27 protein-coding genes and 1 tRNA gene are annotated in these 26,523 nt (G+C 67.9%); 12 read left to right on the top strand and 16 right to left on the bottom strand.

The genetic code is table 11. The annotated features are described in order from the left end of the window. The first annotated feature begins 40 nt into the window (after positions 1–40). On the top strand, positions 41–2,149 hold the full coding sequence (locus BGO47_RS04745; protein ID WP_292709061.1) for a heavy metal translocating P-type ATPase: 2,109 nt from the start codon (positions 41–43) through the stop codon (positions 2,147–2,149). An 8-nt stretch (positions 2,150–2,157) separates the two neighbouring features. Here BGO47_RS04745 and BGO47_RS15105 read toward each other — a convergent pair whose 3' ends face one another. Continuing rightward, a complete protein-coding gene (locus tag BGO47_RS15105) occupies positions 2,158–3,084 on the bottom strand; it encodes a DUF1990 family protein (protein ID WP_366246872.1) in 927 nt (308 codons plus the stop codon). Positions 3,085–3,156: 72 nt separating this feature from the next. On the opposite strand from BGO47_RS15105, the gene BGO47_RS04760 reads away from it, so the two are divergent. Next, positions 3,157–4,002, top strand: coding sequence for an LLM class F420-dependent oxidoreductase (locus tag BGO47_RS04760; protein ID WP_292709063.1), 846 nt, complete (start codon positions 3,157–3,159; stop codon positions 4,000–4,002). On the opposite strand, the gene BGO47_RS04765 is transcribed toward BGO47_RS04760, so the two are convergent. Continuing rightward, positions 3,989–5,113, bottom strand: a complete 1,125-nt coding sequence (locus BGO47_RS04765) for a hypothetical protein (RefSeq protein WP_292709065.1) — start codon at positions 5,111–5,113, stop codon at positions 3,989–3,991. The two genes, BGO47_RS04760 and BGO47_RS04765, sit on opposite strands and share 14 nt — an antisense overlap. Positions 5,114–5,236: 123 nt before the next feature. On the opposite strand from BGO47_RS04765, the gene BGO47_RS04770 reads away from it, so the two are divergent. From BGO47_RS04770 to BGO47_RS04780, 3 genes are read left to right on the top strand one after another with little or no spacing between them, the layout of a single operon-like run. Next, positions 5,237–5,695: a DUF2975 domain-containing protein gene (locus BGO47_RS04770; protein ID WP_292709067.1), complete on the top strand. Its 459-nt coding sequence runs from the start codon at positions 5,237–5,239 to the stop codon at positions 5,693–5,695. Continuing rightward, complete coding sequence (locus BGO47_RS04775) at positions 5,695–5,925, top strand: helix-turn-helix transcriptional regulator (RefSeq protein ID WP_292709068.1); 231 nt, start codon at positions 5,695–5,697, stop codon at positions 5,923–5,925. The genes BGO47_RS04770 and BGO47_RS04775 overlap by 1 nt, the downstream gene beginning before the upstream one ends. Before the next feature lie 4 nt (positions 5,926–5,929). Further along, complete coding sequence (locus BGO47_RS04780) at positions 5,930–6,748, top strand: hypothetical protein (RefSeq protein ID WP_292709070.1); 819 nt, start codon at positions 5,930–5,932, stop codon at positions 6,746–6,748. Here the strand turns inward: BGO47_RS04780 and BGO47_RS04785 are convergent. Both BGO47_RS04785 and BGO47_RS04790 read right to left on the bottom strand, forming a co-directional pair. Then, entirely contained in the window at positions 6,738–7,097 is a 360-nt protein-coding gene (locus tag BGO47_RS04785; protein WP_292709072.1) for a nuclear transport factor 2 family protein, read from the bottom strand. The two genes, BGO47_RS04780 and BGO47_RS04785, sit on opposite strands and share 11 nt — an antisense overlap. Before the next feature lie 37 nt (positions 7,098–7,134). Then, positions 7,135–7,206, bottom strand: a tRNA-Arg gene (locus BGO47_RS04790). Between the two features lie 155 nt (positions 7,207–7,361). On the opposite strand from BGO47_RS04790, the gene BGO47_RS04795 reads away from it, so the two are divergent. Together BGO47_RS04795 and BGO47_RS04800 are read left to right on the top strand one after the other, a co-directional pair. Beyond that, positions 7,362–7,643 carry a Fe-S cluster assembly protein HesB gene (locus BGO47_RS04795; protein ID WP_292709074.1) on the top strand — a complete coding sequence of 94 codons (282 nt, stop codon included), beginning with the start codon at positions 7,362–7,364 and terminating at the stop codon, positions 7,641–7,643. A 212-nt stretch (positions 7,644–7,855) separates the two neighbouring features. Then, positions 7,856–7,993 (top strand): hypothetical protein, encoded by a 138-nt coding sequence (locus BGO47_RS04800; RefSeq protein WP_292709076.1) that lies wholly within the window; start codon positions 7,856–7,858, stop codon positions 7,991–7,993. 35 nt (positions 7,994–8,028) lie between these two features. On the opposite strand, the gene BGO47_RS04805 is transcribed toward BGO47_RS04800, so the two are convergent. From BGO47_RS04805 to BGO47_RS04830, 6 genes are all read right to left on the bottom strand, one after another. After that, complete coding sequence (locus BGO47_RS04805; protein ID WP_292709078.1) at positions 8,029–9,030, bottom strand: NAD(P)-dependent alcohol dehydrogenase; 1,002 nt, start codon at positions 9,028–9,030, stop codon at positions 8,029–8,031. Between the two features lie 18 nt (positions 9,031–9,048). Further along, positions 9,049–12,660, bottom strand: coding sequence for an error-prone DNA polymerase (locus tag BGO47_RS04810; RefSeq protein ID WP_292709079.1), 3,612 nt, complete (start codon positions 12,658–12,660; stop codon positions 9,049–9,051). Next, complete coding sequence (locus BGO47_RS04815) at positions 12,660–14,249, bottom strand: DNA polymerase Y family protein (RefSeq protein ID WP_292709080.1); 1,590 nt, start codon at positions 14,247–14,249, stop codon at positions 12,660–12,662. Before BGO47_RS04815 ends, BGO47_RS04810 begins: the two co-directional genes overlap by 1 nt. A 1-nt stretch (position 14,250) precedes the next feature. Then, positions 14,251–15,045: a hypothetical protein gene (locus BGO47_RS04820; protein ID WP_292709214.1), complete on the bottom strand. Its 795-nt coding sequence runs from the start codon at positions 15,043–15,045 to the stop codon at positions 14,251–14,253. A gap of 166 nt (positions 15,046–15,211) precedes the next feature. Then, positions 15,212–15,769 (bottom strand): cysteine hydrolase family protein, encoded by a 558-nt coding sequence (locus tag BGO47_RS04825; RefSeq protein WP_292709081.1) that lies wholly within the window; start codon positions 15,767–15,769, stop codon positions 15,212–15,214. Beyond that, positions 15,766–16,794: an EamA family transporter gene (locus BGO47_RS04830; protein WP_292709082.1), complete on the bottom strand. Its 1,029-nt coding sequence runs from the start codon at positions 16,792–16,794 to the stop codon at positions 15,766–15,768. The genes BGO47_RS04825 and BGO47_RS04830 overlap by 4 nt, the downstream gene beginning before the upstream one ends. Before the next feature lie 50 nt (positions 16,795–16,844). Between BGO47_RS04830 and BGO47_RS04835 the strand changes: the two genes are divergently transcribed. Next, positions 16,845–17,375 (top strand): MarR family transcriptional regulator, encoded by a 531-nt coding sequence (locus BGO47_RS04835; protein WP_292709083.1) that lies wholly within the window; start codon positions 16,845–16,847, stop codon positions 17,373–17,375. Positions 17,376–17,459: 84 nt separating this feature from the next. Here BGO47_RS04835 and BGO47_RS04840 read toward each other — a convergent pair whose 3' ends face one another. The 3 genes from BGO47_RS04840 to BGO47_RS04850 form a co-directional block, all read right to left on the bottom strand. After that, complete coding sequence (locus tag BGO47_RS04840) at positions 17,460–17,957, bottom strand: HNH endonuclease (protein WP_228176872.1); 498 nt, start codon at positions 17,955–17,957, stop codon at positions 17,460–17,462. Positions 17,958–18,271: 314 nt separating this feature from the next. Then, a complete protein-coding gene (locus tag BGO47_RS04845; protein ID WP_292709084.1) occupies positions 18,272–19,171 on the bottom strand; it encodes a M23 family metallopeptidase in 900 nt (299 codons plus the stop codon). A gap of 254 nt (positions 19,172–19,425) precedes the next feature. Then, positions 19,426–20,127 (bottom strand): metal-dependent transcriptional regulator, encoded by a 702-nt coding sequence (locus BGO47_RS04850; RefSeq protein WP_292709085.1) that lies wholly within the window; start codon positions 20,125–20,127, stop codon positions 19,426–19,428. A 101-nt stretch (positions 20,128–20,228) separates the two neighbouring features. Between BGO47_RS04850 and serC the strand changes: the two genes are divergently transcribed. After that, positions 20,229–21,335 carry a phosphoserine transaminase gene (gene serC, locus BGO47_RS04855; protein WP_292709086.1) on the top strand — a complete coding sequence of 369 codons (1,107 nt, stop codon included), beginning with the start codon at positions 20,229–20,231 and terminating at the stop codon, positions 21,333–21,335. Between the two features lie 72 nt (positions 21,336–21,407). Further along, the gene (locus BGO47_RS04860; protein ID WP_292709087.1) at positions 21,408–22,895 is read left to right on the top strand and encodes an SDR family NAD(P)-dependent oxidoreductase; all 1,488 of its coding nucleotides are present in this window, start codon (positions 21,408–21,410) and stop codon (positions 22,893–22,895) included. A 78-nt stretch (positions 22,896–22,973) separates the two neighbouring features. On the opposite strand, the gene BGO47_RS04865 is transcribed toward BGO47_RS04860, so the two are convergent. From BGO47_RS04865 to BGO47_RS04875, 3 genes are read right to left on the bottom strand one after another with little or no spacing between them, the layout of a single operon-like run. Continuing rightward, a complete protein-coding gene (locus tag BGO47_RS04865) occupies positions 22,974–23,381 on the bottom strand; it encodes an NUDIX domain-containing protein (protein WP_292709089.1) in 408 nt (135 codons plus the stop codon). 9 nt (positions 23,382–23,390) lie between these two features. Further along, positions 23,391–24,011, bottom strand: coding sequence for a DUF3027 domain-containing protein (locus tag BGO47_RS04870; RefSeq protein ID WP_292709091.1), 621 nt, complete (start codon positions 24,009–24,011; stop codon positions 23,391–23,393). Then, positions 23,995–24,375 (bottom strand): cold-shock protein, encoded by a 381-nt coding sequence (locus tag BGO47_RS04875; protein ID WP_228176867.1) that lies wholly within the window; start codon positions 24,373–24,375, stop codon positions 23,995–23,997. Before BGO47_RS04875 ends, BGO47_RS04870 begins: the two co-directional genes overlap by 17 nt. A gap of 107 nt (positions 24,376–24,482) precedes the next feature. On the opposite strand from BGO47_RS04875, the gene BGO47_RS04880 reads away from it, so the two are divergent. Next, positions 24,483–24,749, top strand: coding sequence for a multidrug ABC transporter ATPase (locus BGO47_RS04880; RefSeq protein ID WP_292709094.1), 267 nt, complete (start codon positions 24,483–24,485; stop codon positions 24,747–24,749). Beyond that, positions 24,750–26,483 carry a helicase-associated domain-containing protein gene (locus tag BGO47_RS04885; protein ID WP_292709096.1) on the top strand — a complete coding sequence of 578 codons (1,734 nt, stop codon included), beginning with the start codon at positions 24,750–24,752 and terminating at the stop codon, positions 26,481–26,483. It begins immediately after the preceding gene. Positions 26,484–26,523 lie beyond the last annotated feature (40 nt).

Consider the following 26,523-nt stretch of genomic DNA (forward strand, 5'->3'; position numbering starts at 1 on the left):
TGTGGTCGAGAGTACGCCGACGACCCAAGGAGTGACGGCCATGAGCGGTTCGCACGAGCACCACCACACGGCAGCGACAGGGCGCGTCGAGCACGATGAGCACGCGCAGCACGCGAGCCACGAGAACCGCGCGAGCCATGGATCGCACGATGCTCACAGCGGACACACTGGCCACGGGGATCACGTCGCGCAGTTTCGTCGACTCTTCTGGATCAACCTCGTCATAGCGATTCCGGTCGTCGCCTCATCACCCATGTTCGCGATGATCCTCGGCTACGCGGTGCCGGACTGGGCGCTGGTCGTCGCGCCCGTCCTGGGTACCGTCATGTACGCCTGGGGCGGCTGGCCGTTCCTCAGCGGAGCGATCTCGGAACTGCGCTCGCGCACGCCCGGGATGATGCTCCTGATCGGACTGGCCATCACGGTCGCCTTCTTCGCCTCCTGGGGGGCGACTCTCGGCATCCTGGACCATGCCCTCGAGTTCTGGTGGGAGCTGGCGCTCCTCATCGTGATCATGCTGCTCGGCCACTGGATCGAGATGCGCTCGCTTGCGCAGACCACGTCAGCACTCGACTCACTCGCCGCGCTCCTGCCCGACGAAGCAGAACGCGTGGAGGGAGACCAGATCGTCACCGTCTCCCCCGCCGATCTGCGCGTGGGTGATGTCGTCGTGGTGCGACCCGGCTCGAACGTTCCGGCAGATGGAGTGGTCATCGATGGCCATGCCGACATGGACGAGTCGATGGTCACCGGAGAGTCCCGTCCTGTCCCTCGCGGCGTCGGCGACACCGTCACCGCCGGTACCGTGGCCGTCGACTCCGGTCTTCGCATCGAGGTCACCGCGACAGGCGACGACACGGCATTGGCCGGCATCCAGCGCCTTGTTGCGGATGCGCAAAACTCGACATCCCGCGCACAGCGGCTCGCCGATCGCGCCGCGGCCCTGCTGTTCTGGTTCGCGCTCGGCTCTGCGGTCATCACCGCCGTGGTCTGGACACTCATCGGCGACGCCGACTCAGCGGTGATCAGATCGATCACCGTGCTCGTGATCGCCTGCCCACACGCGCTGGGCCTCGCGATCCCACTCGTCGTCTCGATCGCCACCGAGCGGGCCGCGCGGGCCGGCGTCCTGGTGAAGGATCGGCTGGCGCTGGAGAGCATGCGTACCGTCGACACCGTGATGTTCGACAAGACCGGCACGCTCACCGAAGGCGCCCCTGCGGTGACGGCGATTGAGACCGCGAGCGCGTGGCACGACAACGACGTGCTCGCCCTCGCTGCCGCCGCCGAAAACGTGAGCGAGCACCCGCTGGCAGCGGCCATCGTGCGCGCGGCGGCCGAGCGGGGCATCCATGTCCCCCAGGCGACCGACTTCTCGTCCTCCCCCGCCGTCGGCGTCACTGCAACGGTCGACGGACACGAGATCCGCGTCGGCGGGCCCCGGATGCTGGAGCAGCTGGGCGCCCATGAGGTCGAAGCCGCCGCATCCTGGCACGACAAGGGAGCCATCATCCTGCACGTCGCGCGCGACGGGCAGGTGATCGGCGGGCTGGCACTGTCCGATCGGGTGCGGCCGGAGTCCCGCGAGGCCGTCGATGCGCTGCACAGGTTGGGCATCAGGGTCGTCATGATCACCGGGGATGCCGAGAGCGTCGCCGCATCCGTTGCCGACGACCTCGGCATCGACCGGGTGTTCGCCGGCGTGCGCCCCGAAGACAAGGCTGCGAAGGTGCGTGAACTTCAGCGGGAGGGCAAACGGGTCGCGATGGTCGGCGACGGCGTCAACGACGCTCCGGCCCTCGCACAGGCCGACGTCGGCATCGCGATCGGTGCGGGCACGGATGTCGCGATCGCCTCGGCCGGAGTGATCCTCGCGACATCCGACCCACGCTCAGTACTCTCGGTGATCGAGCTGTCGCGCCGGACGTATCGGAAGATGACGCAGAACCTGTGGTGGGCGGGCGGGTACAACCTCATCTCGGTGCCGCTGGCCGCCGGCATCCTGGCCCCGATCGGCTTCGTGCTGCCGATGTCGGTCGGTGCGATCCTGATGTCGCTGTCCACCGTCGTCGTCGCTCTCAATGCCCAGCTGCTGCGACGCATCGATCTGGACCCCGCTTCCGCGGTTCGAGCTGCGCTGCGTCGGTAGGCGCGGGCTCAGCGCAGCGCGCTCTGATACCGCCTCCGGACAATCATCTGCGCCACCCGCAGGACGGGGTACGCGAAACGCCAGACGCCGCGGCTCGCGGGCGCCGTGAGTGACCGGATGCTGAGGAAGACATCCTCACCCTCGCGGTGGACGATGAACGCCTCCTCGCCGCGAACGGGATGACCCGGCAGAGCCACATATGAGAAGCCGACCCGATCGGGTTCACGGATGACGCTGCGGACTTCGACCGGCTCTCGGATCGACAGGGGACCGATCGCTGCGGTGATCTGCAGCCGCTCCCCGGGGATCACCTCGTGCGCATCAAAGATTCGGAATCCGCTCCGCGTCTTCACGCCCCAGCGGAGCACCTCGCGGCTCGCGAACTCCCACACCGCCTCGCCTCGACCGAGGTAGGTTGCGCTCTCGACAGCGCGGTACGGCGAAGACTCGCCCGGCTCCCAGGCGGCAGCACCGGGATCGGTCGTCGGGCCCAGGCCGAGCCGGTCGAGCAGATGTGCGTTGCGCACACGGATGAGTCGCCGCAGGTAGGGCACAAGCACAGCACGTTCGGCGAGGATGCCGAAAATCGGCGAAGCGAGATCGATCGTGTCGGTCATGGTCGTCACGCCGGTGACGTCATCGAAGCGATGCTCGTGACGAAACCACCGGAACGGCCCACGCACCTGCTCATCGACGAACCGCGTTGGTCGGTCGAGCGCCGTGATCCGCGAGGTCATCGTGAACCAGATGCCGAAGTGGCGGGCTCGCCACGTGACCTCCTGACCGAGGTCGATGCGGCCCGAGACGACGCCCGAGATCGCCCGCTCGCCGGATTGCTCCATCGAGGCGACGTGAGCGTCGATGTCGAGCGAGACATCGAAAAGCTCGTCGGCGGCCACCGCAGCGCGGGTGCGCACGACGAATCGACTGGTCACGGTTCGATCATGCCTGAGGGACGTGCCGCGCAGCCCCGGGCTGGACATCCACACGCCTGCGAGGATGGGGGAATGACGTGGACGGATCGGCTAGGTGAATTCGGGGTCTGGCGACGCAGCACCGACATCGAAGAAACGATGGCCGTGGAGGTCGAGCGGCTCGGGTACGGCACGATCTGGCTCGGCGGATCTCCCGCTGCCGATCTCGTGGAAGCGGAGCGGCTGCTCGACACCACCGAGTCGATCGTGCTGGCCACCGGCATCGTGAACATCTGGATGTCGGACGCCACCGAACTCGCCGAGTCGTACCATCGCATCGTCGCGCGGCATCCTGGCCGGCTCCTGCTCGGTATCGGCTCAGGTCACCGGGAGCGCCAGCACGAACGTGCCAGGCCGCTGGAAGCGATGAGCAGCTATCTCGACGTGCTGGATGCGGCGGGCGTGCCGCAGGAAGACCGACTGCTCTCCGCGCTCGGCCCGCGGATGCTCGAGCTCGCCCGCACCCGCAGTGCGGGGACGCATCCCTACCTCACCCTGCCCGCGCAGACCGCCGAAGCCCGCGAGACACTGGGGAACGGGGTCCTTGTCGCGCCGGAGCAAACCGTCGTACTCGATACCGACCCGGTGTCCGCACGCAAGGCCGCACGCGCGTTCCTCACGCCGTATCTCGGCCTGAACAACTACACCAACACCATGAAGCGAGGCGGGTTCAGCGATGATGACGTTCAGGGATCGGGATCCGACGACCTGGTAGATCGCATCGTGGTCCATGGAGACGCCGCGACCCTTCTCGATGGGCTCCGCGCTCATCTGGATGCCGGTGCCGACCACGTCTGCGTCCAGGGTGTGCCGAGCGACTCAGCGCTCGAGGTGTATCGCGCTGTGGCACCGAACCGGGGGGCGGTCACGCGCCCCTGAGCGGGCTGGCAGCATCGTCGCTGGCTCCAGCTACATTCCGGCGCGGCTCACAGGGGTGCTCGCGCCTCAACCCGCGACCGTAGGCCGCGCCCAGCAGGCCCGCGGCGACGAACGTGCCGGCGGAGACCCCGAGGCTTAACAGGCTGGCGAAGATCATCGCGCCGATCGCGAGACCCAACATCCACCCGGTACCCGAGAGGCGGGCGAGCAGAGCGACTAGCCCGACGACCAGTCCTGCCGCCGCCACGGCTGCGGCGGGTCCCACGGCGAGATACCAGTAGTGGAGCGAGTCGATGCCGGGCGGCGTTGACGACACAAGCGCACCCGAGGCGTACCACGTCCATCCGAGCACCCACGCGACGCTCGCCACGGCGAGAAGAGCGAGCACGAGCCGAGCCAGAACGTCTCGAACGACCAGGTGTGCGATCACGGCGCCGACGACGGCGAACACAAGGGGACCGCAGATCAGGATGATTCCGGGAATCAGGTAGCTGATGCCGTCCGCGCACACCCACGACCCGTTCGCCTCGACCTGAGAAACGCCAGACTCGACGTAGATGCCGCACTGCACATGCAGCTGGGCTCGGAGCAGGAATATCGAGCTCGCGCCGCCGATGGGAAGGAGCATGGCTGCTCCCAGCGGCCACAGCGCGATACCGCTGGGAATGTGATCGCGCCGCGCCGGCTGAGGCAGGGTCGGAGCCCGCCGTTCGGCGGCGAGCGCCAGACCGAGTGCGACGATCGCCGCGACGACCCCCGCGATCGCGGCGATCCACAGCACCCCCCGAAGAAACAGCATCCACAGCAGCGCCAGCGACACCATCGCCGTGGCGACGGATGCGGTCAGCGTCGCGGCGGCGACGCGAACGTGGGGCGACGGTGACACGTAGGTGTTCATCCCGGCCAAGACCGCCAAGCTGAGGCCGGCGGCGATCGCGGCCGTCACGACGCCAGCGACGCCGAAGGTCAGTGCAACACCCCACGGTGCGGCTGACCCCACGATCTGAACGACCAGCAGGCCGAGCACCGCACCCACGACAGTGCCGACGATGAGTGCTGGCCCTGTTGCGCGCGAGTACGCCGACCGCAGCCTCTCGGCATTCGTAGCCATAGCATCCCGCCTTCTCCCACACCGAGTTCCGTGGACCTCGGTCGAGCAGCTAAGCTACTATCGTTTTTCGATAGATTGCAACCGATAAACGATAGGACAACGCGGATGCGGAACGTGGTGATTGTGGCGACCAAAGCCCTGATCGTGGTGTTGTTCGCCGCGATCGTGTTCGTGCAGGTGGCTTACGTTCCCGCCAACGCCAGGAGCTTCGCACAGGCCGCGCCCGAGTTTGCAGCCCTCGAGCTTCCCGGCATCCTCTTGGTTGACGCGCTCCTGCTGTGCGGTCAGGTCGTGCTGGTCTGCGTGTGGGCGCTTCTGTCGCTCGCTGCGGAGGACCGTATCTTCGACAACGCCGCGTTTCGGTGGGTCGACATCATCATCGGCAGTATTGTCGTCGCCGGCTTGCTGATCGTCGCCGGCCTCGTTGTGCTCGATGCAGCGAGCGCTGGTGGGCCTTTCACGGCGCTCGTTGGACTGATCTCACTCATCTGTGCCGCGGGTCTTGCCCTCGTGGTTGTCGTTATGCGCGGTCTACTTCGCCAGGCCACGCAACTGCGCCAGGACCTGTCTGAGGTCGTCTGATGGCCATCGTGATCGATCTCGACGTCCAACTCGCGAAGAAGAAGATGAGCGTTTCGGAGCTCGCAGCCGCCATCGACATCACCCCCGTCAACGTGTCGGTCCTCAAGAACGGTCGAGCCAAGGCCGTGCGCTTTTCCACACTCGATGCCATTTGCCGCGTGCTGGAGTGCCAACCCGGCGACGTCCTGCGGTGGGAACCCGACGAGGCCGGCGTCAGCGGCGGCGAGTGAGCGGGTGAGCACCACCTCGGGCGTCGCTACGCGGGCGATCAAAGCGCTCGCGATCCTTACTCTCGTCGTCGGCACAATCGTGCTGTGCGGAGCCACCGTTCTGTTCGTGATGCTCAGCGGCGACGTCGGCTACGACAAACCGGTGACAGCGGCCGGTTGGCTGGAAGAGATCGCCGAAGCCGCGTCAGCCAGGAGCTCAGCGTCAGCGATCCTCAGCGTCACCCTGATCGTGGTGTGCGCCATCATCGCCATCGCCGCGTGGAGACGATCCGTTGACTGGTTGGCAGCCGGCCTGGTGTGCGGTGTGCTCCTCTCGGGCTCGCTCGTGCTCGTCGCGTGGGGAGACGACAATGTCGACAGGCTCACCGAGATGGCCGCATCCGCGATCGGCAACACTGCCGCGATCCTGCCGCCGGGAGGCACGACGCCAGCACCGGATCCCCTGACTGTCACGCAGGCGCGAGACGAGATCACGCGGATGCTTCACGCCACGATCGAGGCGAGCACGCCGCCCCTTCGGACACCGGAGGACGTCCCCGTTACAGTCCACCAAACGCCTGTCTCGGCAGTTCCCTGCGGCGAGGTCGGATCTCGACTGACCGTTGACCTGGCGTTCCGCACGGGTGACAATGCCGCCTCGGCGACCCGCATCCTGGCAGCCTGGGACCGCGCTGGCTATCTGCCCGACCGTGCGATGCAGCAGGACATTCGCTACAGCACTGAGCTGCCCATCGAGCGGATGAGCATCCGTGACAGCACGTCGGTCGACGGGATGCTTCACCTCAGGCTCGAGACCGCGTGCGCCGTCGAAGCTACGCGGTGAAGCTCTTGCCGGGCCAGTAGGCCCACTCGACGAAATGCTCGACTCGCCCGTCGGGCGTGAAGTCGAGCTCCCAGAGGTCGAGGTACTCCTGCTCAGGGTCGCGATACGTGACCCGCACGCGCACGACAGCGTGAGAGCCATCAACCGTCACCGACTGGATCTCCATCTCGAACGGTTGCGGATCGTTCCAGAAATCCTCGATCGCTTCGTGCCCGACGAGCGGTTTTTCGTATGGTGACGTGAGGTAATGCGCGTCCTCGGTGAAAAGATCGCGCACCGCTGGCGCATCGCACTCACGCCAGGCTCTCTCATACTCCTTAACCCAGCGCCCGACGGCATCCGTATCCATGGCTGCCACCTTCGCACACGGTCATCGTTACGGAAAGTGCCCCTGGAGAGACTCGAACTCCCAACCGTTTCCTTAGGACGGAACTGCTCTTCCATTGAGCTACAGAGGCTGGCAGCATCCAGTCTAGGCGGATGCGCCGACCCGGCCGAGCCGATCAGCGGCCGAACGTGGGAATCCCCTGGGTATGGCGCTTGTGAGGTTGCATGTGTCGCCAACTCTCGGAATCGTGGCTGACCCAGAGACCGCAACGGAAGGAGAGCACCAATGCTCACCATGACCGACACCGCGGCTGAGGCCGTCAAGACGATCGTCGCCCGCGTGCCGCAGGCAGCTGACCGCGGTCTTCGCATCCGGGATGCTGGCGCCGAGACCGGCTTCGAGCTCAGCGTCGCACCCGCTCCCGAGCCCGACGACACGGTCGTCGTGACCGAGGGCGCCCGCGTGTTCCTCGACACCGCAGCGTCGCTTGCGCTCAATGATCGCGTCCTGGACGCGCAGCTCGAGCAGGACGGCACCGTCCGCTTCGCGCTCGCCGCACAGGGCTGATCCCCCAGCGATATAGCGGCCCCCGATGACTTAGGTCGTCGGGGGCCGTTTTGGCGGGTGGCAAGCGGTCCAATCGGCGGATGCTGGCTCGCGGCGCGACCACGAGACCTTGTGTTTTCGCGGATCGCGTGCACGACCGGGCCACGCGCGGCAGGGTGGCCGTGGGGTGCGGCATCCGTGACGGGGTGACATGGAGGCGGAAGGGAGCCACCGTGTCCGTCATCATCCTTGTTCTGTTCATCGCGGCGATCATCACGAGCGTGATCGCTCTCGCGCGCTCGGTCATTCGCGACGGCCACGGACGGCGCCCCGAGGTCGGTTCCTACGACTCGCGACGCCCGACTCTGTGATCACACAGAGACCAACTTCGCGCACGACCGATGCATCACGGGTCGTCGCGGATCCGGACCACCACCTTGCCAAGCGCGCGACCGGTGCCATGATGCTCGAGCGCTTCCCGCGTGTGGACGAGGTTGTACTCGGCGTCGATCGGCACCTGGATCTCGCCGGCAGCGCACCGGGCCGCGAGCGGCTCGAACCGCGCAGGCCCTGTCGGTACGGCGAGCGCGCCCAGCCGAGTCCCACTGACAAGACCGACGAGCGCGCCGACGGTCAGCATCCGTATCAGGACACGAGTCGTGCCGCCGACGACAAAGCACCGTCCGCCCGGGGCGAGCGCCCGCCGGTAGGCGAACACCGATCGGTAAGCGACGAGATCGATAACAAGGTCATAGGACCCGGTGCGGGTGAAGTCCTGCTCACGGTAGTCGATGGTCTCGTCGGCGCCCATTCGCCTCATGATTTCGAGCTTCCCGGCATTGTCCACCCCGGTGACGTGCATCCCGGCGGCTTTCGCGAGCTGAAGCAGGAACGCCCCCGACCCGCCACCTGCTCCATTGACGAGCAGGCGGGAACCCGGGCGAGCCTTGGTCATCGCCGCAACAGCGATCTCCCCGGACTGCGGGATCGCCGCAGCTTGGGCAAAGCTCAGTTGCGACGGCTTGCGAGCAAGGGCTGACTCCGGAGCAACCGCGTACTCGGCAAAGCCTCCCTTGCGTTCGAGGATGTCACCGTAGACCTCGTCGCCGACCGCGAACCGGGAGGCGCCCGGACCGATGGCGACGACCGTTCCTGCAATGTCCGAACCGAGAATGTGTCGCGCTGGCCTGGTGAGCCCCCCGATGCGCGCGTAAAAGGGATCGCCGTGCAGCGTCTCCCAGTCGCTCAGGTTGACGGAGGTCGCCACGAGCTGTATCAGCACCTCTCCCGCGGCAGGCCGCGGGACGGGGACCTGCTCGATCCGGAGGTTCGAGGGCGGCCCGTAGGTGTCGTAGACCACGGCGCGCATGGTGGCAGGCGGCGTGACAGCGCGCTCGGGATCGCTCACGACGCCAGCTTAGGGATGTCAGTGGAAGTCTCGCGAGCGGTGCTGCACCCCGACACGCAGGTCCTCGAAGCGGTCGGCGAGCACGTTCGTCACCCCCTCGGGCGAGCGTTCCAGCATCCCCCGCACGATGAGCGCCGGAGCGTCCCGCGCAACCCGCCGATAGCGGTTCCAGACCCCGACCGAGCAGATGACGTTGACGACACCGTGCTCGTCCTCGAGATTCAGGAAGGTGATTCCGGATGCCGTCGCCGGCCGCTGCCGGTGGGTGACGAGTCCCGCGACCTCGATGCGGCGCCCGGTTTCGTGGCTGCGGATCTCCCGGGAAGTGAGCACTCCGCGTGCGTCGAGAGGCGCGCGATAGTGGGTGAGCGGGTGATCGTCTGTCGAGATGCCGGTCGCCCACAGGTCGGCGGCGAGAATGTCGTAACTCGTCGGATCGGTGAAGAGGGGCGGCTGCACCGACACCAGCGAGTCGGGCAGGTACTCGGCGCGATCCTGAGCTGCGGCCCCTGCGAGCCACACTCCCTCGCGGCGCGAGATGCCCAGTGACTCGAACGCGCCAGCGGTCGACAGTGCCTCGAGCTGCACCTCGGTCACCCCCGTTCGGCGCACGAGATCACGCAGATCGCGGAACGGCCCGTGCGCATCCCGCTCGGCGACGATGCGCACGGCGGTCGGCTGCCCAACGCCCTTGACGCCCGCGAGCCCCAACCGCACCGCGAAGTTCCCATCGCGGCGGTGGGCTGCCGACTCATCCGGCGCATCACGATCGAACGGACCCACCGGCGGCTGGGTGCGGTGCGTGCAGGCATCCATGCCCGTGGGCGTCGGCATCCGTACGAGAGGGCATGGCGTTTCGGGAGGTTGTGACCGTTCGGGAGGTTCAATATTCCCCGCAACATCCTCCCGAGCGTCCTGCCCCTCCCGGATGAGCGGAGGGACGGATGCCGGATCTGGCATCAACGGCTCGACCCCGGCCCACACTCCCGAGGCGTGTAGATCGGGGCGGCGCACCTCCACGCCATGGCGGCGGGCATCGGCCACCAGAGTCGCCGGGGAGTAGAAGCCCATCGGCTGCGCGCGCAGCAACCCCGCAAGAAACGCTGCCGGATAGTGCAGCTTGATCCACGAGCTGGCGTAGACCAGCAGCCCGAACGACAGGGAATGGGATTCGGCGAACCCGAAGTTCGCGAAGGCCTGGATCTTGGCGTAGATCGCATCGGCTTCCTCACCGACAAGGCCGTTGCGCGCCATCCCCTCGTAGAGTTTCTCGCGCAGCGACTCGATACGCTCGAGCCCGCGCTTGGATCCCATCGCCCGGCGCAGCAGGTCGGCATCCTCGGGGGTGCACTCGCCGATCGCGACGGCCATCTGCATGAGCTGCTCCTGGAACACCGGCACCCCGAGGGTACGCTCGAGCACCGGCTTGAGCTTCGGGTGAGCGTAGGTCACCGGCTCCTGCCCGAGCTTGCGCCGCACGAACGGATGCACCGCGCCGCCCTGAATCGGACCGGGACGGATGAGGGCGATCTCGATCACCAGGTCGTAGAACCGCCGCGGCTGCAGGCGCGGAAGAAGTCCCATCTGCGCGCGCGATTCGACCTGGAACACCCCGATCGAATCGGCCCGGCACAGCATGTCGTAGACCGCGGCTTCCTCCTTCGGCAGGGTCGACAGCTCCCAGTCCTCCCCCGTCGCCTCGCGGATCATGTCGAAGCAGTACTGCAGCGCCGCCAGCATCCCGAGGCCCAGCAGGTCGAATTTCACGAGACCCATCCAGGCTGCGTCGTCTTTGTCCCACTGGATGACGGTGCGGTTCTCCATGCGCGCGTGCTCGATCGGCACGACCTCGCCGACGGGCCGCTCGGTGAGCACCATCCCTCCCGAATGGATGCCGAGATGCCGAGGCGCCTTCATCAGCTCCCCCGCGTAGGCGATGACCTGACTCGGGATGTCGTGCTCGGGACCGCTCTCCAAGGAACTCCCCTCCCCACGCCCACTCGCCGCATCGCTGGGGCGCTGCGGCGAGCCTCCGGGCGCGTGGGCCCACCTCTCCACCTGCTTGGACCAGGCATCCTGCTGCCCCGGCGAATAGCCGAGCGCCTTGGCCATGTCGCGCACCGCATTCTTGGGCCGGTATTGGATGACGTTCGCCACCTGCGCCGCCCGGTCGCGCCCGTAGGTGGCATAGACCCACTGGATGATCTCTTCGCGCCGGTCGGAGTCGAAGTCGACGTCGATGTCGGGCTCCTCATCGCGCAGGCTCGAGAGGAACCGCTCGAAGGGCAGGTCGTAGGCGATTGCGTCGACGGCGGTGATGTCGAGTAGGTAGCAGATGGCGCTGTTGGCCGCCGACCCCCGCCCCTGACACAGGATGCCGCGCCGCCGCGCCTCTTGCACGATGCCGTGCACGATGAGGAAGTAGCCGGGGAAGTCCTTCATCTCGATGACGCCGAGTTCCCGTTCGATGCGGTCACGGTCCTTCGGCGACAGATCGGGATACTTGCGGGGCACCGCCTCCCAGACGAGGTGTCGCAGCCACGTCATCGGCGTGTGTCCCTCCGGAACCGGCAGCTTCGGCAGGGCGGGCTTGGCCCGGCGCAGCGGAAAGGCCAGCTCGTCGGCGAGGGTCACGGTGTTGGCCACCGCTCCCGGATATCGGGCGAACCTCTCGGCCATCTCGGCTCCCGAGCGCAGGTGCGCGCCGGCGTGGGCGGGGAGCCAGCCGTCGAGCTTGTCGAGCCCGCGACCTGCCCGAACCGCCGCGACCGCCGCGGCAAGTTGCGCGCGCTGCGGCGCGGCGTAGTGCACGTTGTTGGTCGCCAGCAGCGGCAGCCCGCGGTCGGCGGCGAGCGCGGCAAGGATGTCGTTCTCGCGCGTGTCCGACGGATTGCCATGGTCGATGAGCTCGACGTGCACGGCGCCGGGGCCAAACAGAGCGACGAGCGCGTCAAGGGCGGCAGCTGCGGCATCCGGCCCTCCATCGGCGAGCGCACGACGGACAGCGCCCTTGCGGCATCCGGTGAGCACCGCCCATTCCGAGCGGCCGCGGGTTCCGGTGAGCCCGTCGAGGCGCTCCTCGCCGCGAGCGAAGGCCGCGAGCTGCTCGAGATCGTAGTGCGGACGCCCCTTCTCGGCGCCCTGCAGCTGGGCGCGCGTGAGCGCGGAGGCGAGACGGTGATATCCCTCCTCTCCCCGGGCGAGCACGAGCAGATGGGCGCCGACCGGGTCGGGTTCGCCGTTCTGCCGCTTCGGAAGCTCGAGGGAGAGCTCGGCGCCGAACACGGTCTGCAGGCTCAGCTGTTCGGCGGCTTCGGCAAACCTCACGATGCCGTAGAACCCGTCGTGATCGGTGATCGCTAGGGCGTGAAGCCCCAGCCGCTCGGCCTCTTCGGCGAGGTCCTCGGGTGAGGATGCTCCGTCGAGGAACGAGAACGAGGAGTGCGCGTGGAGCTCGGCGTACGGCACGGTCTGGGCGGGTCGCTCGATCGGCGGAGCGACGTATGGCCCACGCTTGTGCGACCACGCAGGGCTGTCGCCCCCGTCCCCGGGCGGCGGCTTCGGCCGGCGGCGGTCGCTGAGCAGCCGTTCCATCTCTGACCACGACACCGACGGGTTGTTGAATCCCATCAGTCGTACCGTCCTTCGGCATGCCACGCGCCCTGCTCGCACACCAGCAGCCAGGCTGTCTGGTCGGCATCCACGACCTGGAACCGGTGAGCCCGCCGCGCCCGTTTCGCATCCCAGGCGCGTTCGATCACCGGCCACGGCCCCGCCCACGCCGCCACCGCCCGCCGACGCCCGGTCTCGATCATGAGCGTCGGCGTGCCGGTGAGCTGCCCGCGTTCATCGACCGAGACGGTGACCCCGGATGCCGACACCACCTCGACCGCGACCGGATCAGCGAACACCGTGGCCGGGAGCGGATCGGGCAGGCTCCCGGGCCAAGGACGGGCGCGTTCGGCGGCGAGCGTGCGGTGGTCGCGAGGCAGCCGATCACCCCATGGCACCCACACCTGCCGCTCGGCGAGCCAGCGCCCACCACCGATAGCGGGAGTCACAACCGCCCGATGACCGAGCATCGCCTGCACCCGCGAGAGAGCGTGGTGCACCCGCTCTTCGGGACCGGAGCCGAAAATCGCTGGGGTGTGGTGGGATGCCGCATCCACCGCCTCGGGCGAGATCCGCACGAGTCCGACACCGGTCAGAAGGTCGGTTGCGTCTTCGGCGAGTTGCCAGCGCACCCGGTCCACGATCGCTGCAGCATCGAACGACCCCGGATGCAGCCACACCCGCTCGCTGCGCTCGCCGCGGTCGCCGACCAGCTCGATGCGCACCTCGGTGCACACCAGGTCGATCGCCCCGAGACCCGCGATGAAGGCATCCGCGCTCTGGCGCACCCCGAACGCGACCTGCTCGGCAAGCTCGAGCGGCGGTTCGAAAGCGATCTCACGCGCGAGCTCGGGCGGCGGCACACGGGGCTCGATCTGCCGCGAGTCGCTGCCTGCGGCCAGCGCCCGGAGTCTGACTCCTCGCTCACCCAGCCGCTCATGCACACGCTCTTCGGGCATCGCGGCGAACGCACCCAGGGTCTGGATGCCGAGGCGTGCGAGCAGGTCGACGATGCCGGATCCCGGGTCTGCATCAGCGAGCGCGGCGACCGACAGCGGGGCGAGAAACGCGGATGCCGCTCCCTCCGGCACGACGCGGATGGGATCAGCTGCCGTGGTCGCACTGCGTGCAGCCTGCTCGGCGGTGAACGGACCGTCGGCAACCCCGATGCGTACATCGACGAGGCTGAGTTCCCGCATCCGTTCGAGGAGGACCCGCGCCGCGGCAGGCTCCCCACCGTAGTAGCGGGCGGGGCCGCGAGCGCGGATCGCGCACAGTCCCGGGCGAATGATCTGTACCCCCGGCGCGCGTTCTTCGAGCTGAGCGACGACGGGCGAGAAGGCGCGATGATCGCGTACCGGGTCGGACGACACGATCGCAAGGGCCGGGCAGCGCGCCTGCGCATCACGCCGACGCAATCCCCGGCGTACCCCGTCACGCCGTGCCGCGGCAGAACAGGCGACAACGAGATTCTTCTCGATCACGGCGATCGGGTCGGCAGGGTCGAGCGGATGCGGCCCGTCTCGGGTCAGGGCGACGACCGGCCAGTCCGGCATCCAGATCACGAGGCTTCGCGTCGGAGCCCGCAGGGATGAGTCGGCAGGCATGTCACCCGGCTTCCCGGACAGATAGGGCTTCCCGAACTGACAAGACTTCCCGAACTGACAAGACTTCCCGACCCGACAACGCCTCCCACTCACTTGCGCCGCGCACTGCGGGAGAAGTCCCTCGGGCAGTGTCGACCACCCCTCCAGGAGCCGGGAGCAGCACGGGTCCTCGTCGGGGGGTCGACAGCCGCCGACTTGCCACTGTGACGGTGACCTCTCGCGCATCCAGATATCCGTGCCCGCGACCGAGCCCGCTCCAGCCCGGGTCGCTCACCGACAGCGACGCTTCGGCCTGCGGCCACGGGCCCTGCACGAGCAGCACACCATCGCGATCGCGCAGGCGTGCCGCGAATCGGGCGGCATCGGCATCCGACACCCGCCCCGGCGGGCGCACCGCAACCACGGGCAGAACCTCGGCGACCGTCGCCGCCACCGCGAGCCACCGCGAGCCCGGGTCGGGAATCATCACGAGCCGCGACAGATCCACCCCGAGCCGCTCGGCGGCCTCGGCTCCCAGGTGCGGCATCCCGACGACCCCGCACCAGGAGCCCGCCTGCGAAGGCGGCGCGAGCAGGGCGAGCAGGAGCGAGACGGATGCCGAACCCGGAGCAAGCGTGTACACCGACCCGGGTCGCAAGCCGCCACCAGGGAGCAACCGGGACAGCGCGGGATACGCCGGCAAGGCTGGGGCATCCAGGGATCGACCCTGCACCTGCTCGACCTTCGCGCGGAGGCGATGCACCTCGGCCAGCCGGTCACGGACGTCGGCGATGGCCTCCGCGCGCTGTGCTCCCATGATCGCCCTCACTCCCACAGGTTAGAACGCATGTTCTAATGCGTCAATGCGATGAGAGCACCATACGCGGGGCATCCGACACGGAAAGCTCCGCCATGTCGTCCGACAGAACCCGAAAGAATAGATACTTTGTTCTAAACTTCGAGCCGGAGTTGAGGGTTAGGGCTCAGGCCGGGACGATCTCATCGGTCGTGGCGATGCGCGCAAAGCCGCCACCCTGCAGCACCAGTGCGGTGCCGGCCATGAGTTCAGCCGCCGACCGGCGCACGACACCGAGCCCCGGGATCTCTTCTTCCAGGTCGAAGGTACGCGTCGCATCCAGCACAACGGTCACGTCATAGCCGAGGTTCCCCGCCATCCGCGCGGTGGTCTCGACGCACATGTTGGTCTGGATGCCGCACAGCACCAGCTCGCCGATCCCCCGCTCCTGCAGCCAGGCGTGGAGGTCAGGGTCGCCATAGAACGCGGAGTTCACGTCCTTGGTCACCAGCACCGCGGCATCCACGGTCGCCACGGCATCGACGAGCGCGTTGCCGGGGTTGGACGGATGCAGCGGCGAATCAGGATGCCGAGAGTCGTGCCGCACAACCACCACCGGCTCCCCCGCGAACGCCTCGATCAACCGGGCGACATTCGCCTCGCAGTCGGGATTGGCCGTGGGTCCCCAGAAGTCCAGGTCATCAAACCCCCGCTGCATATCGATCACCACGAGCGCGCGCGTCATGCCTCCATCCCACCACGCCGCGCCGACACGGGAGGCGGCACATCCTGGACTGGCAGGAATCCGTCGACAACCGACACCCCCGTCTGCGCATTCGGGAGGGTCTGGTCACTCGGGAGGGGGGATGCCGCATCCACACCCTCCCGAGCATCCATCCCCTCCCGAGGGGACGCAGCCCGCCGCGGCACGACTGCACCCAGCACGATCCCGGTGAGCACGAGGCCGAGCCCCACAACCTGCACGATGCCAAAGGGTTCCCCCGCGAGGAAGACACCCAGCACCACGCCGGTCACGGGGTTCAGCAGTCCGATAAGCCCGACCGTCGCAGCGGGCAGGCGCCGCAGCCCCGCGAACCAGACGGTGAACGCGAGCGCCGTCGACACGAGGGAGAGGTAGGCGAACCCGAGGGCCGAGGTCGGCGTCAGTGCCGGCGGCGGACCGTCCACGACGAGGGCGACGGGCAGCAGCATGAGGCCACCCATCGTCAACTGCCACGAGGCCATCGTGAGCCCCGGAATCTCGTTGCCCCACCGGCCCGTCAGCACGAATCCGAGCGAGGACGAGAGCATCCCCGCGAACGCGGCGCCGATTCCCCAGCCATCGACAGGCTCGCCGCCTACACCGACCAGCAGCGCGACCCCGACGAGCCCGATCCCCGCGCCGATGGCCGCGAGCACGCGCGGGCGCTGACGGCGTAGCATCCAAGCCAGCAGCATCATGGCGGCGGCCGATGCCGACATCACTGTCGCCGCAACGCTCGAGGGCAGGCGCTGTCCGGCGACGTAGACCAGCACGAAAAAGCCGCCGACGTTCAGGATGCCGAGCACGGCGGCGCGCCACCACCACACCCCGTGCGGGAGGCGGCGCGAGATCAGCAGCAGGATGAGTCCCGCCGGCAGTGCGCGAAACAGCGCACCCCACAGCGGAGCGTCGGCGGGCAGGAACTGCCGCGTCACGAAGTACGTGCTCCCCCAGGCGATCGGAGCGATCGCGGTCAGGAGGAGCCACCTCAGGGACTTATCTTCCATGGAAACTAACAATGCCTTCCGTGGAAGATTTATTCCGATACCGTGAATCCATGGATGCCGCCTCCGACCGCGTCGCACACATCCAGGCCGAATGGCATCGCGAGCGCCCCGACATCGACACCTTCCCCCAGGGCATCATCGGGCGCCTGCATCGCATCGGGCTGCTTCTGGACCAACGCCTTGCCGAGGTCTACGCGAACTTCGACCTGAGCTACGCCGAGTTCGACATCCTCGCGACCCTGCGCCGCGCCGGCGCCCCCTACCAGCGCCGCGCGGGCGAGCTTGCCGACCACACGATGGTCACCAGCGGCGGCCTCACCAAACGCGTCGATCGCCTGATCGTGCGCGGACTCGTCGAGCGCCGACCCGAGGCATCCGACGCGCGTGGCAGGCTCATTGGGTTGACGGATGCCGGGCTCTCCCTCATCGACGAGGCATTCACCGCACACATGGCCGGCGAGCACCGGATCATCGAGGAACTGGGGACGGATGCCGAAACACTCGAGCCGATCCTGCGCCGCTGGCTCGGCATCCTCGAGCCGCCCGTGAACCCGACCCACAGGACGCCCGGGAGGAGCTGACCCTTCGGGAGGGAGGATGCAGCAACCGCAGCCCTCCCGAACGACCGGAGCCTCCCGAATATCCTCGAGCCGCCCGCGTAAGAGTCAGGCAGCGAGCGCGAGATAGGGCTCCCACGACGGGTCGGTGCGATCAGTCCCCCGCACCGTCCACTGCGCTCCGCGCGGTGCTCCCGGCGTCAGGCGTAGTTCCCAACCCATTTCCTGCGGCGTGCGGTCACTCTTGAGGTTGTTGCACTTCAGACAGCACGCCACGAGGTTCTCCCACGAGTCAGCGCCACCCCGAGAGCGCGGCAAGATGTGGTCGATCGTGGATGCCGACCTGCCGCAGTATCCGCAGCGATGCGCATCACGGCGAAGCACGCCGCGACGAGTCACCGGGATCGTGCGTCCGCCGGGAACCCGAACGTAGCGGCTGAGCAGGATGACCGCGGGCCGATCGTGCGCGCCATCCGTACCCCAGACAGGATCCTCGGGGATGTGCTCGATGACGGTGGCTTTGTCATTCATGACGAGCACGAGCGCCCGCTTGAACGACACGACGGCCAGCGGTTCGTAGCCCGCATTCAACACCAGAGTGCGCATTGCTGTCCTCTCGAACGGCCCGAGACGGCTTCCCGGGATTCTTCGACGTTCGACGTGGTCAGAGCGCGCAAGGCATGAAAAAAGGCGCTGTCTCTACAGACAGCGCCCTGGAACCACAGCGAAGCTGCGGTGTCCGAGAACATGATGCCGAAGGACGAGGCGCCCCAGTGCAACCGTGGTTCGGCTGCGCGGTGTGCTGCCCATCGGACTCTCTCCCGTTCTCTTACACGTCGCGACCAGGCTAATGCACCTCACGACACCCGAAGGTCAACGAGGGTGAACGAAACGTGGCGTGTCGAGGAACGAAACCGGGCTCAGCCGGCGTTGGCCTGCAGCCATGCCATGGGGTCGACGAGAGCACCACCGACGCGCACCTCGAAGTGGAGGTGGGTGGTCGTGGCCGAGCCCGTCTGACCCATGAGTCCGATCATCTGTCCGGCAGATACGGTCTGGCCAGCCTCGACGGTGCGGCTTCCCCACATCATGTGCGCGTAGAGCGTCGTGACGACCTGGCCACCGATGACCGAGTCGATCACGACGGCGTTTCCGTAGCCGCCGAGGCCATCCTGCGCGGCGCGCACGACACCGTCCGCCGCCGCGAAGATCGGCGTTCCGCCCGAGTTGAGCATGTCGAGGCCGTTGTGGTTCGGACGCGTCGGGGTGCGGAAACCGTTGATCGCCCAGTCACTGTGGAAGCTCGCGACCGGCCAGCGCACGGCACCCGAGCCCGGGGCCACCATGTTGATGTTGACGGATGCCGAGCTGGAAGCAAGCGACGCTGCGGAACGAGCTGCGGCGGCCGCAGCCTCTTCGGCCTTCTTCTTCTCGATCTCTTCGGGAGTCGTCGCCGAGTAGCTCTCCCGGTTGAGGTCGGTCGTCGCAGCGTCGGATGCGATCACGATCGACTGCGCGTCGCCTTCGGCAACCTGCTGCAGCGTGACCGACTCGTCGGTCTGTTGAAAGGCGCCATAGGCCGGCAGGGCGACAGTCGCCACGAGACCACCGACGATCGCAAGGGTGGCGATGTTACGCACCGGACCACGCGGGCTGGCCTTGGTGCCCTTTCGAACGGCGGGGCGGGCAACGGATGCTGCGGGTGCGGGCTTGGCTGCGGGCTTGTCCACCGCGCCGCGACGGATCCGAGCGAGACGCGAGGTTTTTCTGGTCGACGGGCCCGCGGCATCCACCGGGGTCGAATCGTTCTCTTCAGCCAACTAAGTCCTCCGGCGCCTCTGCGCCGGAGCGCCGGCTCGTCACGTTTCGGTGCGGAAGCTGCGCTCCGCTCGATCACGGGTTCACCGTTCGAATGACGAGCCGCGAGGCAATTCGATCGGGGTCCGAGGTCGTGCTGGACTCGCTCGGACTGTACGAGGCTACCCGAAGGTAACGAACATGTCACGCTGACGGCCGGAGATAACCCCTCATCGCGCGGTGTGGAGGAACGGATGCCGCCCCTCCCGCTCCCTCATCACACCTGGTCGTCGACGAGGAAGATGTGACCGGCCACCTCGACGGGCAGCTCAAGACCCTCGTCGGAACCATCCATCTCAACAAGGACGTATCCCTCGTTGTAGCGATAGCTCCCGTGTGCCCCAGGAAGCACCCCGGCTCCCTTGAGTTGCTGCAGCAACTCGGGATCGACCTGGGCGGGTTCGGCAAGCCGACGGATCGTTCCGGTGATCGGCTCCCCGGCAGCGTCGAGCTTGCGAACGAGCCCCACGACGCCGGATTCGAACGTCAGTGCCGGGACGTCACCGAGCTGGTCGAGTCCGGGGATCGGGTTCCCGTAGGGCGATTCGGTGGGGTGATCCAGCAGCTCAACAAGCCGACGCTCGACCTGTTCGCTCATCACGTGCTCCCACCGGCATGCCTCATCGTGCACGTAGGCCCAGTCAAGTCCGATGACGTCGGAAAGCAGCCGCTCGGCGAGGCGGTGCTTTCGCATGACATCAATGGCCTTCTGGCGCCCGAGATCGGTGAGCTCCAGGCTCCGATCCTCGGTGACGACGACCAGGCCGTCCCGCTCCATGCGTCCCACCGTCTGCGAAACCGTCGGGCCCGAGTGCCCCAGCCTCTCCGAGATCCGCGCCCGAAGCGGAGTGATGTTCTCTTCTTCGAGTTCGAGGATCGTACGGAGATACATCTCCGTCGTGTCGATGAGATCAGTCATGCGCAATCCTCGGGTCGGCATCCTCGTGGGGGTAAGACGAGCCTAGCCTTTTCCCCGGCCCCCGGTCCGGGCCTTCCCCGACGCAACCCTAGAATCGGGACATGGTCGAGTTGCCCCGAGAACTGCTTCCCACTGACGGCCGATTCGGCTGCGGACCCTCGAAGGTCCGTGGCGCCCAGCTCGAGGCGCTCGCCACGCGGGGGGCCTCTCTGCTGGGAACGTCGCACCGCCAGGCCCCGATCAAGAACCTCGTCGGGAGTACCCGCGAGGGGCTTGCCGAACTGCTGCGCGCGCCCGAGGGTTACGAGATCATCCTCGGCAACGGCGGATCGACGGCATTCTGGGATGCCGCGGCGTTCGGCCTCATCGAGCGTCGCAGTCAGCACCTGGCATTCGGGGAGTTCGGTTCGAAGTTCGCCTCGGCCGCGAAAGCGCCGTGGCTCGATGCACCGGATGTCCGCAAGACCGAGCCGGGCACCGGCGGCGTCTGCGAACCGGTCGAGGGTGTGGATGTCTATGCGTGGCCACACAACGAGACGTCGACGGGCGTTTCTGCTCCCATCGCCCGCGTCACCGCGGACCCTGGTGCGCTGACGGTCATCGACGCCACGAGCGCCGCGGGTGGCATCGACTTCGACGCCGCCCAGGCCGACGTCTACTACTTTGCGCCGCAGAAGAACCTCGGCTCCGACGGTGGGCTCTGGTATGCCCTTGTCTCCCCGGCGGCCATCGAACGGATCGAGCGGATCGCGGCATCCGATCGGTACATCCCCGAGTTCTTGAGCCTGAAGAACGCGGTCGACAACTCGCGGCTGAACCAGACGCTCAACACCCCGGCGGTCGCAACGCTCCTCATGCTCGACGAGCAGGTGCGGTGGATTCTCGACAACGGGGGGCTCGCCTGGGCCGGCGCGAAGACTGCAGCCACCTCGGCGACGCTGTATGCGTGGGCCGAGGTGGCGGCGTACACGACGCCGTTCGTCACCAACCCCGCCGACCGCTCACCTGTCGTGGTCACGATCGACTTCGACGAGAGCGTGGATGCCGCGGCCATCGCCAAGAGCCTGCGCGAGAACGGCATCGTCGATACCGAGCCCTACCGCAAGCTCGGGCGCAATCAGTTGCGCATCGCGACGTTCGTCTCGATCGACGAGGATGACGTGCGCCGGCTCATCGGGGCGATCGAGTACACCGCCGAGCGGCTCTAGGCCGCCCCTCGCGCGGACTCGCGACGCGCGCTGCCCCACCGGGCGTCCAGCAGCGCTCCGATACACTGCCTCGTGCCCGAAACTCTGCTGAACCCAGGCCGCGATGCCGAGCAGTCGGCATCCATCGATCCGGTTGAACTCGAGATCGCACTACGCGTCATCGACGCCGCCTCCTCGCTCGACCCCGAAGACCCGGCCTACATTGCCCTGCGTCGCCAGACCGGCAAGCTCTACAAGGACGTTAAGCGGCAATCGCGCAAGGAGAAGCGCAAGCGCATCGCCGAGGCCGACCGCGCGGTCGTCGCCGCCACCGCGACCGGCGCACCCGACCGCATCGACGACGAGACGCGCGGCATCCCGCTCGCTGCCCGCACCTCGATGCCCTTCGCCGGCGAGCTGATCAAGGCACGCGCCTGCTACATCTGCAAGCAGGACTACACGCTCGTCGACGCCTTCTATCACCAGCTGTGCCCAGACTGCGCCTCGATGAGCCACCAGAAGCGCGATGCACGCACCGACCTCACCGGCAAACGAGCACTGCTCACCGGCGGCCGCGCCAAGATCGGGATGTACATCGCGCTGCGGTTGCTGCGCGATGGCGCCCACACCACGATCACGACGCGCTTCCCGCGCGATGCCGTGCGCCGCTTCTCGTCGCTGCCCGACAGCGCCGACTGGATCCACCGCCTCAAGATCGTCGGCATCGACCTGCGCGACCCCGCCCAGGTGATCGGCCTTGCCGACTCGGTGGCATCCGAGGGCCCACTCGAGATCCTCATCAACAACGCAGCCCAAACCGTGCGTCGCTCGCCGGGGGCCTACGGGCCCCTGGTGGAGGCCGAGCTTGCCCCGCTCCCCGATGGACCTCTGCCTGAGCTCGTCACCTTCGGGCGCACCAACGACGCCCATCCCCTCGCGCTCGCGCAGTCGGTATCCTCACACCCGATCCTCGCTCCAGCCGCGCGCACGGCCGATGAACTCACCGCGGAGGCGATGGCGGCCGGCTCCGCGTCGATCGAACGCCTGAAAACCGGCACCGCGATCGACGCAGGCGGACTCATCCCCGACGAGGACCGCATCAACAGTTGGACCCAGCACGTCGACCAAGTCGAGCCCCTCGAGATGCTTGAGGTGCAGCTGGCCAACATGACCGCGCCGTTCCTGCTCGTGAGCCGCCTGCGCTCGGCGATGGCTGCATCGAGCGCGAAACGGAAGTACATCGTCAACGTATCGGCGATGGAGGGCGTATTCGGCCGCGGCTACAAGGGCCCCGGCCACCCGCACACCAACATGGCCAAGGCCGCGCTGAACATGCTCACCCGCACGAGCGCTCGCGAGATGTTCGAGACCGACGGCATCCTGATGACCGCGGTCGACACCGGCTGGATCACTGACGAGCGGCCGCACTTCACAAAGGTGCGCCTTGCGGAGGAGGGTTTCCACGCTCCCCTCGACCTCGTTGACGGGGCGGCGCGGGTGTACGACCCGATCGTGCGCGGCGAGGCCGGTGAAGACCTGTTCGGCGTCTTCCTGAAGGACTACCGCAAGGGCTCCTGGTAGTCCGCGGCAGCAGACGCCGTCCGGTGTGTCCGGGACACCGAGAAGGCGCGAAGTCCTGGGGCGCAGGGAGCGGCGTGGTCAGTCGGGCAGAAAGTACTCGCGGGCGAGCGGGGCGATCTCGATCCCGGATGCCGTGCCGGCGGTGACCCATCGCAGCTCGGCGATCTCGGCAGCCGGTTCGGGCCGTTGGTTGCCGATGTCGACGCGGAAAACGTCGGCGACCACCTCGAAGCCCGGTTCGTTGGCCGCACTCGCCGCGAAGCTGCCAAGCGCCTCCAGTGCGTCGGAGCCGACCCGGAGGCCGACCTCCTCGGCGAGCTCGCGCACGAGCGTCTGGGCGGGGGTCTCATTCGGCTCTGGCTTACCGCCGGGCTGCATGAACGCCGTGGTCCCGGCCTTGCGCACGAGCAGCAGCCGCCCCTCAGCGTCGGTGATCACCGCGGCCGAGACGTGAATGCGGCGCGGGGCAATGGCATCCGAAGTCATCCCCGCAGGTTAGTCCTCGTCACCGTTGTCGAGGTCGGCGTTGTCGAGGTCCTCGTCGCCGCTGTCGAGATCGTCGTCAGCGTCGTCGTCGAGGTCGCTGTCGAGATCGTCGTTCGAGTCGTCGTCGAGCTCATCGATGTCGACACCGTCGACGTCGCCGCTGTGCAGGAGCCGCGACCCGTCCTCGTCGAAGTCGTCGGCATCAAGATCATCGACATCATCGAGGTCGTCGTCCTCGTCGTCGGCGTCCTCGCCCTGGTCAACCTCGTCGGAGTCGTGATCCTCGTCACCGGATGCCGTTTCGGCAGCCAGCGCCGCCTGAGCGGCCTGGTAATCAGCCAGACGCACCGCCCACGGCACCCATTCCGGTGCGAGCAGCGCCTCGTCGCCGGGCAACAGCTCAGCCTCGAGAACTGTCGGCTCTTCGTCGTCGACCCGCGCGACACTCACCGTCCAGAACCACCCCGGGTAGCCCGGCAGCGTCGTCTCGAAGCGGAGGGAGACGACGCCATCGGCCTCAACCGTGTACCCGGCCGCGGGGCCGACCGTCGCCGCCGGAGTGATCTCGTGCAACGCCGCCAGGGCGAGGTCGTGTGCGGCAAGCAGCGCCGGATCAGGCGTCGAGCTCATCGGCCACCTTGCGCAGCACGGCGGCGACCTTCGCACCGTGTGCGCTGCTCGGATAGCGACCGCGTCGCAGGTCCCCGCCGACACCATCGAGCAGCTTCACGAGATCCTCGATGATGATCGCCATGTCGTCGGCCGGCTTGCGGGAACGCTTGGCGAGGCTGGCGGGCGCCTCAAGCACCCGCACCGACAGCGCCTGCGGACCGCGCTTTCCGTCGGCGATACCGAACTCGAGGCGCGTGCCGGCCTTCACCGTCGCCCCAGCGGGCAGCGCGGTGGCATGAAGGAAGACATCCTGTCCTTCGTCGGAGGAGATGAAGCCGAAGCCCTTCTCTTCGTCGTAGAACCTGACCTTGCCGGTGGGCATGGGAAACCTCGTTCTGAACGGCGCCGCAGTTGGGCGGCAGGAGTGACGCAGGGACCGATCGATCCCCGGTTAAGCCTAGAGCACCGCGACGGAGTAGTCTGGGGCGGATGAGCACGCGCAGCCCTGGCAGCGACCTTCCGGTTCGCACAATCGATCGCGTGCTCGCGTCGATGTCTCTCGGACTGCTCGCGCTCTCGGTTCTGTCGTTCTTCGCGATTCTCATCGGCTCCGCGTCGCACGCCGATTTCAGCACTGGCCTGTGGCCCGCTGTCGGGATCATCGTCTACGTCGCCCCGATCCTCGCGTTCGCGATGCTGCTGACGGTGCTGATCATGACGTTCGTGCGAAGGGCGCGGGCGAACCGGAGCGAGTAGATGGCGGGCGACGAGCGAACCCTCGCCACCTGGCTGGCATCGCTCGATGACAACGCCCTCGCTGATCTGTTCACTCGGCGTGGCGTCTCGCCCGCGGCATCCTGGCGCGACTTCTTCGATGCCGCCGAGGCGCTGCTCGACTCGGCGTCGATAGACCGGGCGCTGGCACGGCTCGATCGTCGCGAACTGGCCGCCCTTGTCGCCGCGGGCGCCGGCGATGTCGCTCCTGGGACGATCGTGGCCTGGGGATTGGCCCGCCCGGGCGGCGAGGTGTATGCCCCGGTACAGGAGCGAATCGCTGCGCTCTCGAGCACCTCCGGTCTCGCGGATCCGCCCGCCGACGTTGCCGCGACCGCGAGCGGGTCGCCCGGGACCGCCCCCGCTTCGGCAGCCGAGACGGCGAGCGCCGCAGAGCGGATCTTCACGGCATCCGCGTCGCTGGCCGACGTGCTGTTGGCCGCCCTGCATGTTCCGCTGACTCTCACCGGCGCAGGCGCCGTCAGCGCCGCAGACCGCAAGCGCCTCACCGAGTCGGGTGCGATCGGCGCGCCCGAAGACCTCGACGATCTGATCGCCGCAGGTCTGGCAGCCGAGCTGCTCACACCGATCGGGCGGGAACTCGTGGTTACCGCCGCGGGCGAACAGTGGCTGGATGGCGGCACCGTCGCCCGGTGGACTGCAATCGCCGATGGCTATCGCCGCCATCTGCCGGCGGGCCTGCGCGCCCCGCAGGGTGGAATCATCGACCCTGCCGACTGGGCGAGCACGTATCCGCTGAGCCCGGAGTGGCCGGCACGGGCGGCAGCGCTGCGGCAGACGGCGCAGCGCTGGGGCATCCTCGCGGCAGACGGAACGGTTCCGCCCTGGTCGCGCGGACTCGTCGAGGGCACAGCCATCGACACTGATGCGCTGCGCGATGCCCTCCCCGCAGAGATCGACCGGATCTACCTCCAGGCTGACCTGACCGCTGTCGCTCCCGGCCCCCTTGCCCCGCGGCTTGACCTGCGCCTGCGCAGGATCGCGCGGCGCGAATCCCGCGCGCAGGCCTCGACGTACCGCTTCACGGCTGAGTCGATCGGGGCGGGCCTCACCGACGGAGAGAGCGCCCAGTCCATCCGCGCCTTTCTGCGCGAGCTGTCGCTCACGGGGATTCCCCAGCCGCTGGACTACGTCATCGAAACGACAGCCTCCCGGCACGGTTCGATCACAGTCCGCTCGGATGCCGCGAGCCCCAACACGATCGTCGAGAGCAGCGATGCGCACCTGCTCGATCTCGTCGTCATCGACCAGGCCCTGCGCCCCGTCGGCCTGGTGCGCCACGGCGATGTGCTCGTGAGCCGGGTCGGTCGTGATCACCTGTTCTGGGCGCTGGCCGATGCGCGCTACCCTGTTGTCGCGCTCGACGAGCACGGAGCACCCGAGTCGCTACGGCGCCGAACCGCCGCGCAGACAGCATCCGCGGCACCGGCGGTCGACGTCTACGCGCGCCTGATCGGTTCGCTGCGCGCCTCGGGCGGCGACGGCGACGCCGCCTGGCTTGAGCGCGAGCTCGAGCAGGCGGTGCGCACGAAGTCGATCATCGTGGTCACGGCACAGATCAGCGCCGCCGAGACGCGCACCTTCACGCTGGAGGCCACGGGGCTCGGCGGTGGTCGCCTCCGCGGTAGAGACCGAGGGGCCGACGTGGAGCGCACCCTCCCGATCTCGACCATCGTGAACGTCTCGCCGGCCTGAGAACCGTCCGCACCGTCACCTCGCGGGTAGACTGGATCGC

The sequence above is a fragment of the Microbacterium sp. 67-17 genome, assembly GCF_001898325.1.
GTDB classification, from domain to species: Bacteria; Actinomycetota; Actinomycetes; order Actinomycetales; family Microbacteriaceae; genus Microbacterium; species Microbacterium schleiferi.

Excerpts from the sequence above, each read along its gene's own strand:
- BGO47_RS04745 (WP_292709061.1), top strand. The coding sequence starts at position 41 with ATGAGCGGTTCGCACGAGCACCACCACACGGCAGCGACAGGGCGCGTC.
- BGO47_RS04760 (WP_292709063.1), top strand. The coding sequence starts at position 3,157 with ATGACGTGGACGGATCGGCTAGGTGAATTCGGGGTCTGGCGACGCAGC.
- BGO47_RS04765 (WP_292709065.1), bottom strand. The coding sequence starts at position 5,113 with ATGGCTACGAATGCCGAGAGGCTGCGGTCGGCGTACTCGCGCGCAACA.
- BGO47_RS04775 (WP_292709068.1), top strand. The coding sequence starts at position 5,695 with ATGGCCATCGTGATCGATCTCGACGTCCAACTCGCGAAGAAGAAGATG.
- BGO47_RS04785 (WP_292709072.1), bottom strand. The coding sequence starts at position 7,097 with ATGGATACGGATGCCGTCGGGCGCTGGGTTAAGGAGTATGAGAGAGCC.
- BGO47_RS04795 (WP_292709074.1), top strand. The coding sequence starts at position 7,362 with ATGCTCACCATGACCGACACCGCGGCTGAGGCCGTCAAGACGATCGTC.
- BGO47_RS04810 (WP_292709079.1), bottom strand. The coding sequence starts at position 12,660 with ATGGGATTCAACAACCCGTCGGTGTCGTGGTCAGAGATGGAACGGCTG.
- BGO47_RS04815 (WP_292709080.1), bottom strand. The coding sequence starts at position 14,249 with ATGCCTGCCGACTCATCCCTGCGGGCTCCGACGCGAAGCCTCGTGATC.
- BGO47_RS04820 (WP_292709214.1), bottom strand. The coding sequence starts at position 15,045 with ATGGGAGCACAGCGCGCGGAGGCCATCGCCGACGTCCGTGACCGGCTG.
- BGO47_RS04825 (WP_292709081.1), bottom strand. The coding sequence starts at position 15,769 with ATGACGCGCGCGCTCGTGGTGATCGATATGCAGCGGGGGTTTGATGAC.
- BGO47_RS04830 (WP_292709082.1), bottom strand. The coding sequence starts at position 16,794 with ATGGAAGATAAGTCCCTGAGGTGGCTCCTCCTGACCGCGATCGCTCCG.
- BGO47_RS04835 (WP_292709083.1), top strand. The coding sequence starts at position 16,845 with ATGGATGCCGCCTCCGACCGCGTCGCACACATCCAGGCCGAATGGCAT.
- BGO47_RS04840 (WP_228176872.1), bottom strand. The coding sequence starts at position 17,957 with ATGCGCACTCTGGTGTTGAATGCGGGCTACGAACCGCTGGCCGTCGTG.
- BGO47_RS04850 (WP_292709085.1), bottom strand. The coding sequence starts at position 20,127 with ATGACTGATCTCATCGACACGACGGAGATGTATCTCCGTACGATCCTC.
- serC (WP_292709086.1), top strand. The coding sequence starts at position 20,229 with ATGGTCGAGTTGCCCCGAGAACTGCTTCCCACTGACGGCCGATTCGGC.
- BGO47_RS04865 (WP_292709089.1), bottom strand. The coding sequence starts at position 23,381 with ATGACTTCGGATGCCATTGCCCCGCGCCGCATTCACGTCTCGGCCGCG.
- BGO47_RS04870 (WP_292709091.1), bottom strand. The coding sequence starts at position 24,011 with ATGAGCTCGACGCCTGATCCGGCGCTGCTTGCCGCACACGACCTCGCC.
- BGO47_RS04875 (WP_228176867.1), bottom strand. The coding sequence starts at position 24,375 with ATGCCCACCGGCAAGGTCAGGTTCTACGACGAAGAGAAGGGCTTCGGC.
- BGO47_RS04880 (WP_292709094.1), top strand. The coding sequence starts at position 24,483 with ATGAGCACGCGCAGCCCTGGCAGCGACCTTCCGGTTCGCACAATCGAT.
- BGO47_RS04885 (WP_292709096.1), top strand. The coding sequence starts at position 24,750 with ATGGCGGGCGACGAGCGAACCCTCGCCACCTGGCTGGCATCGCTCGAT.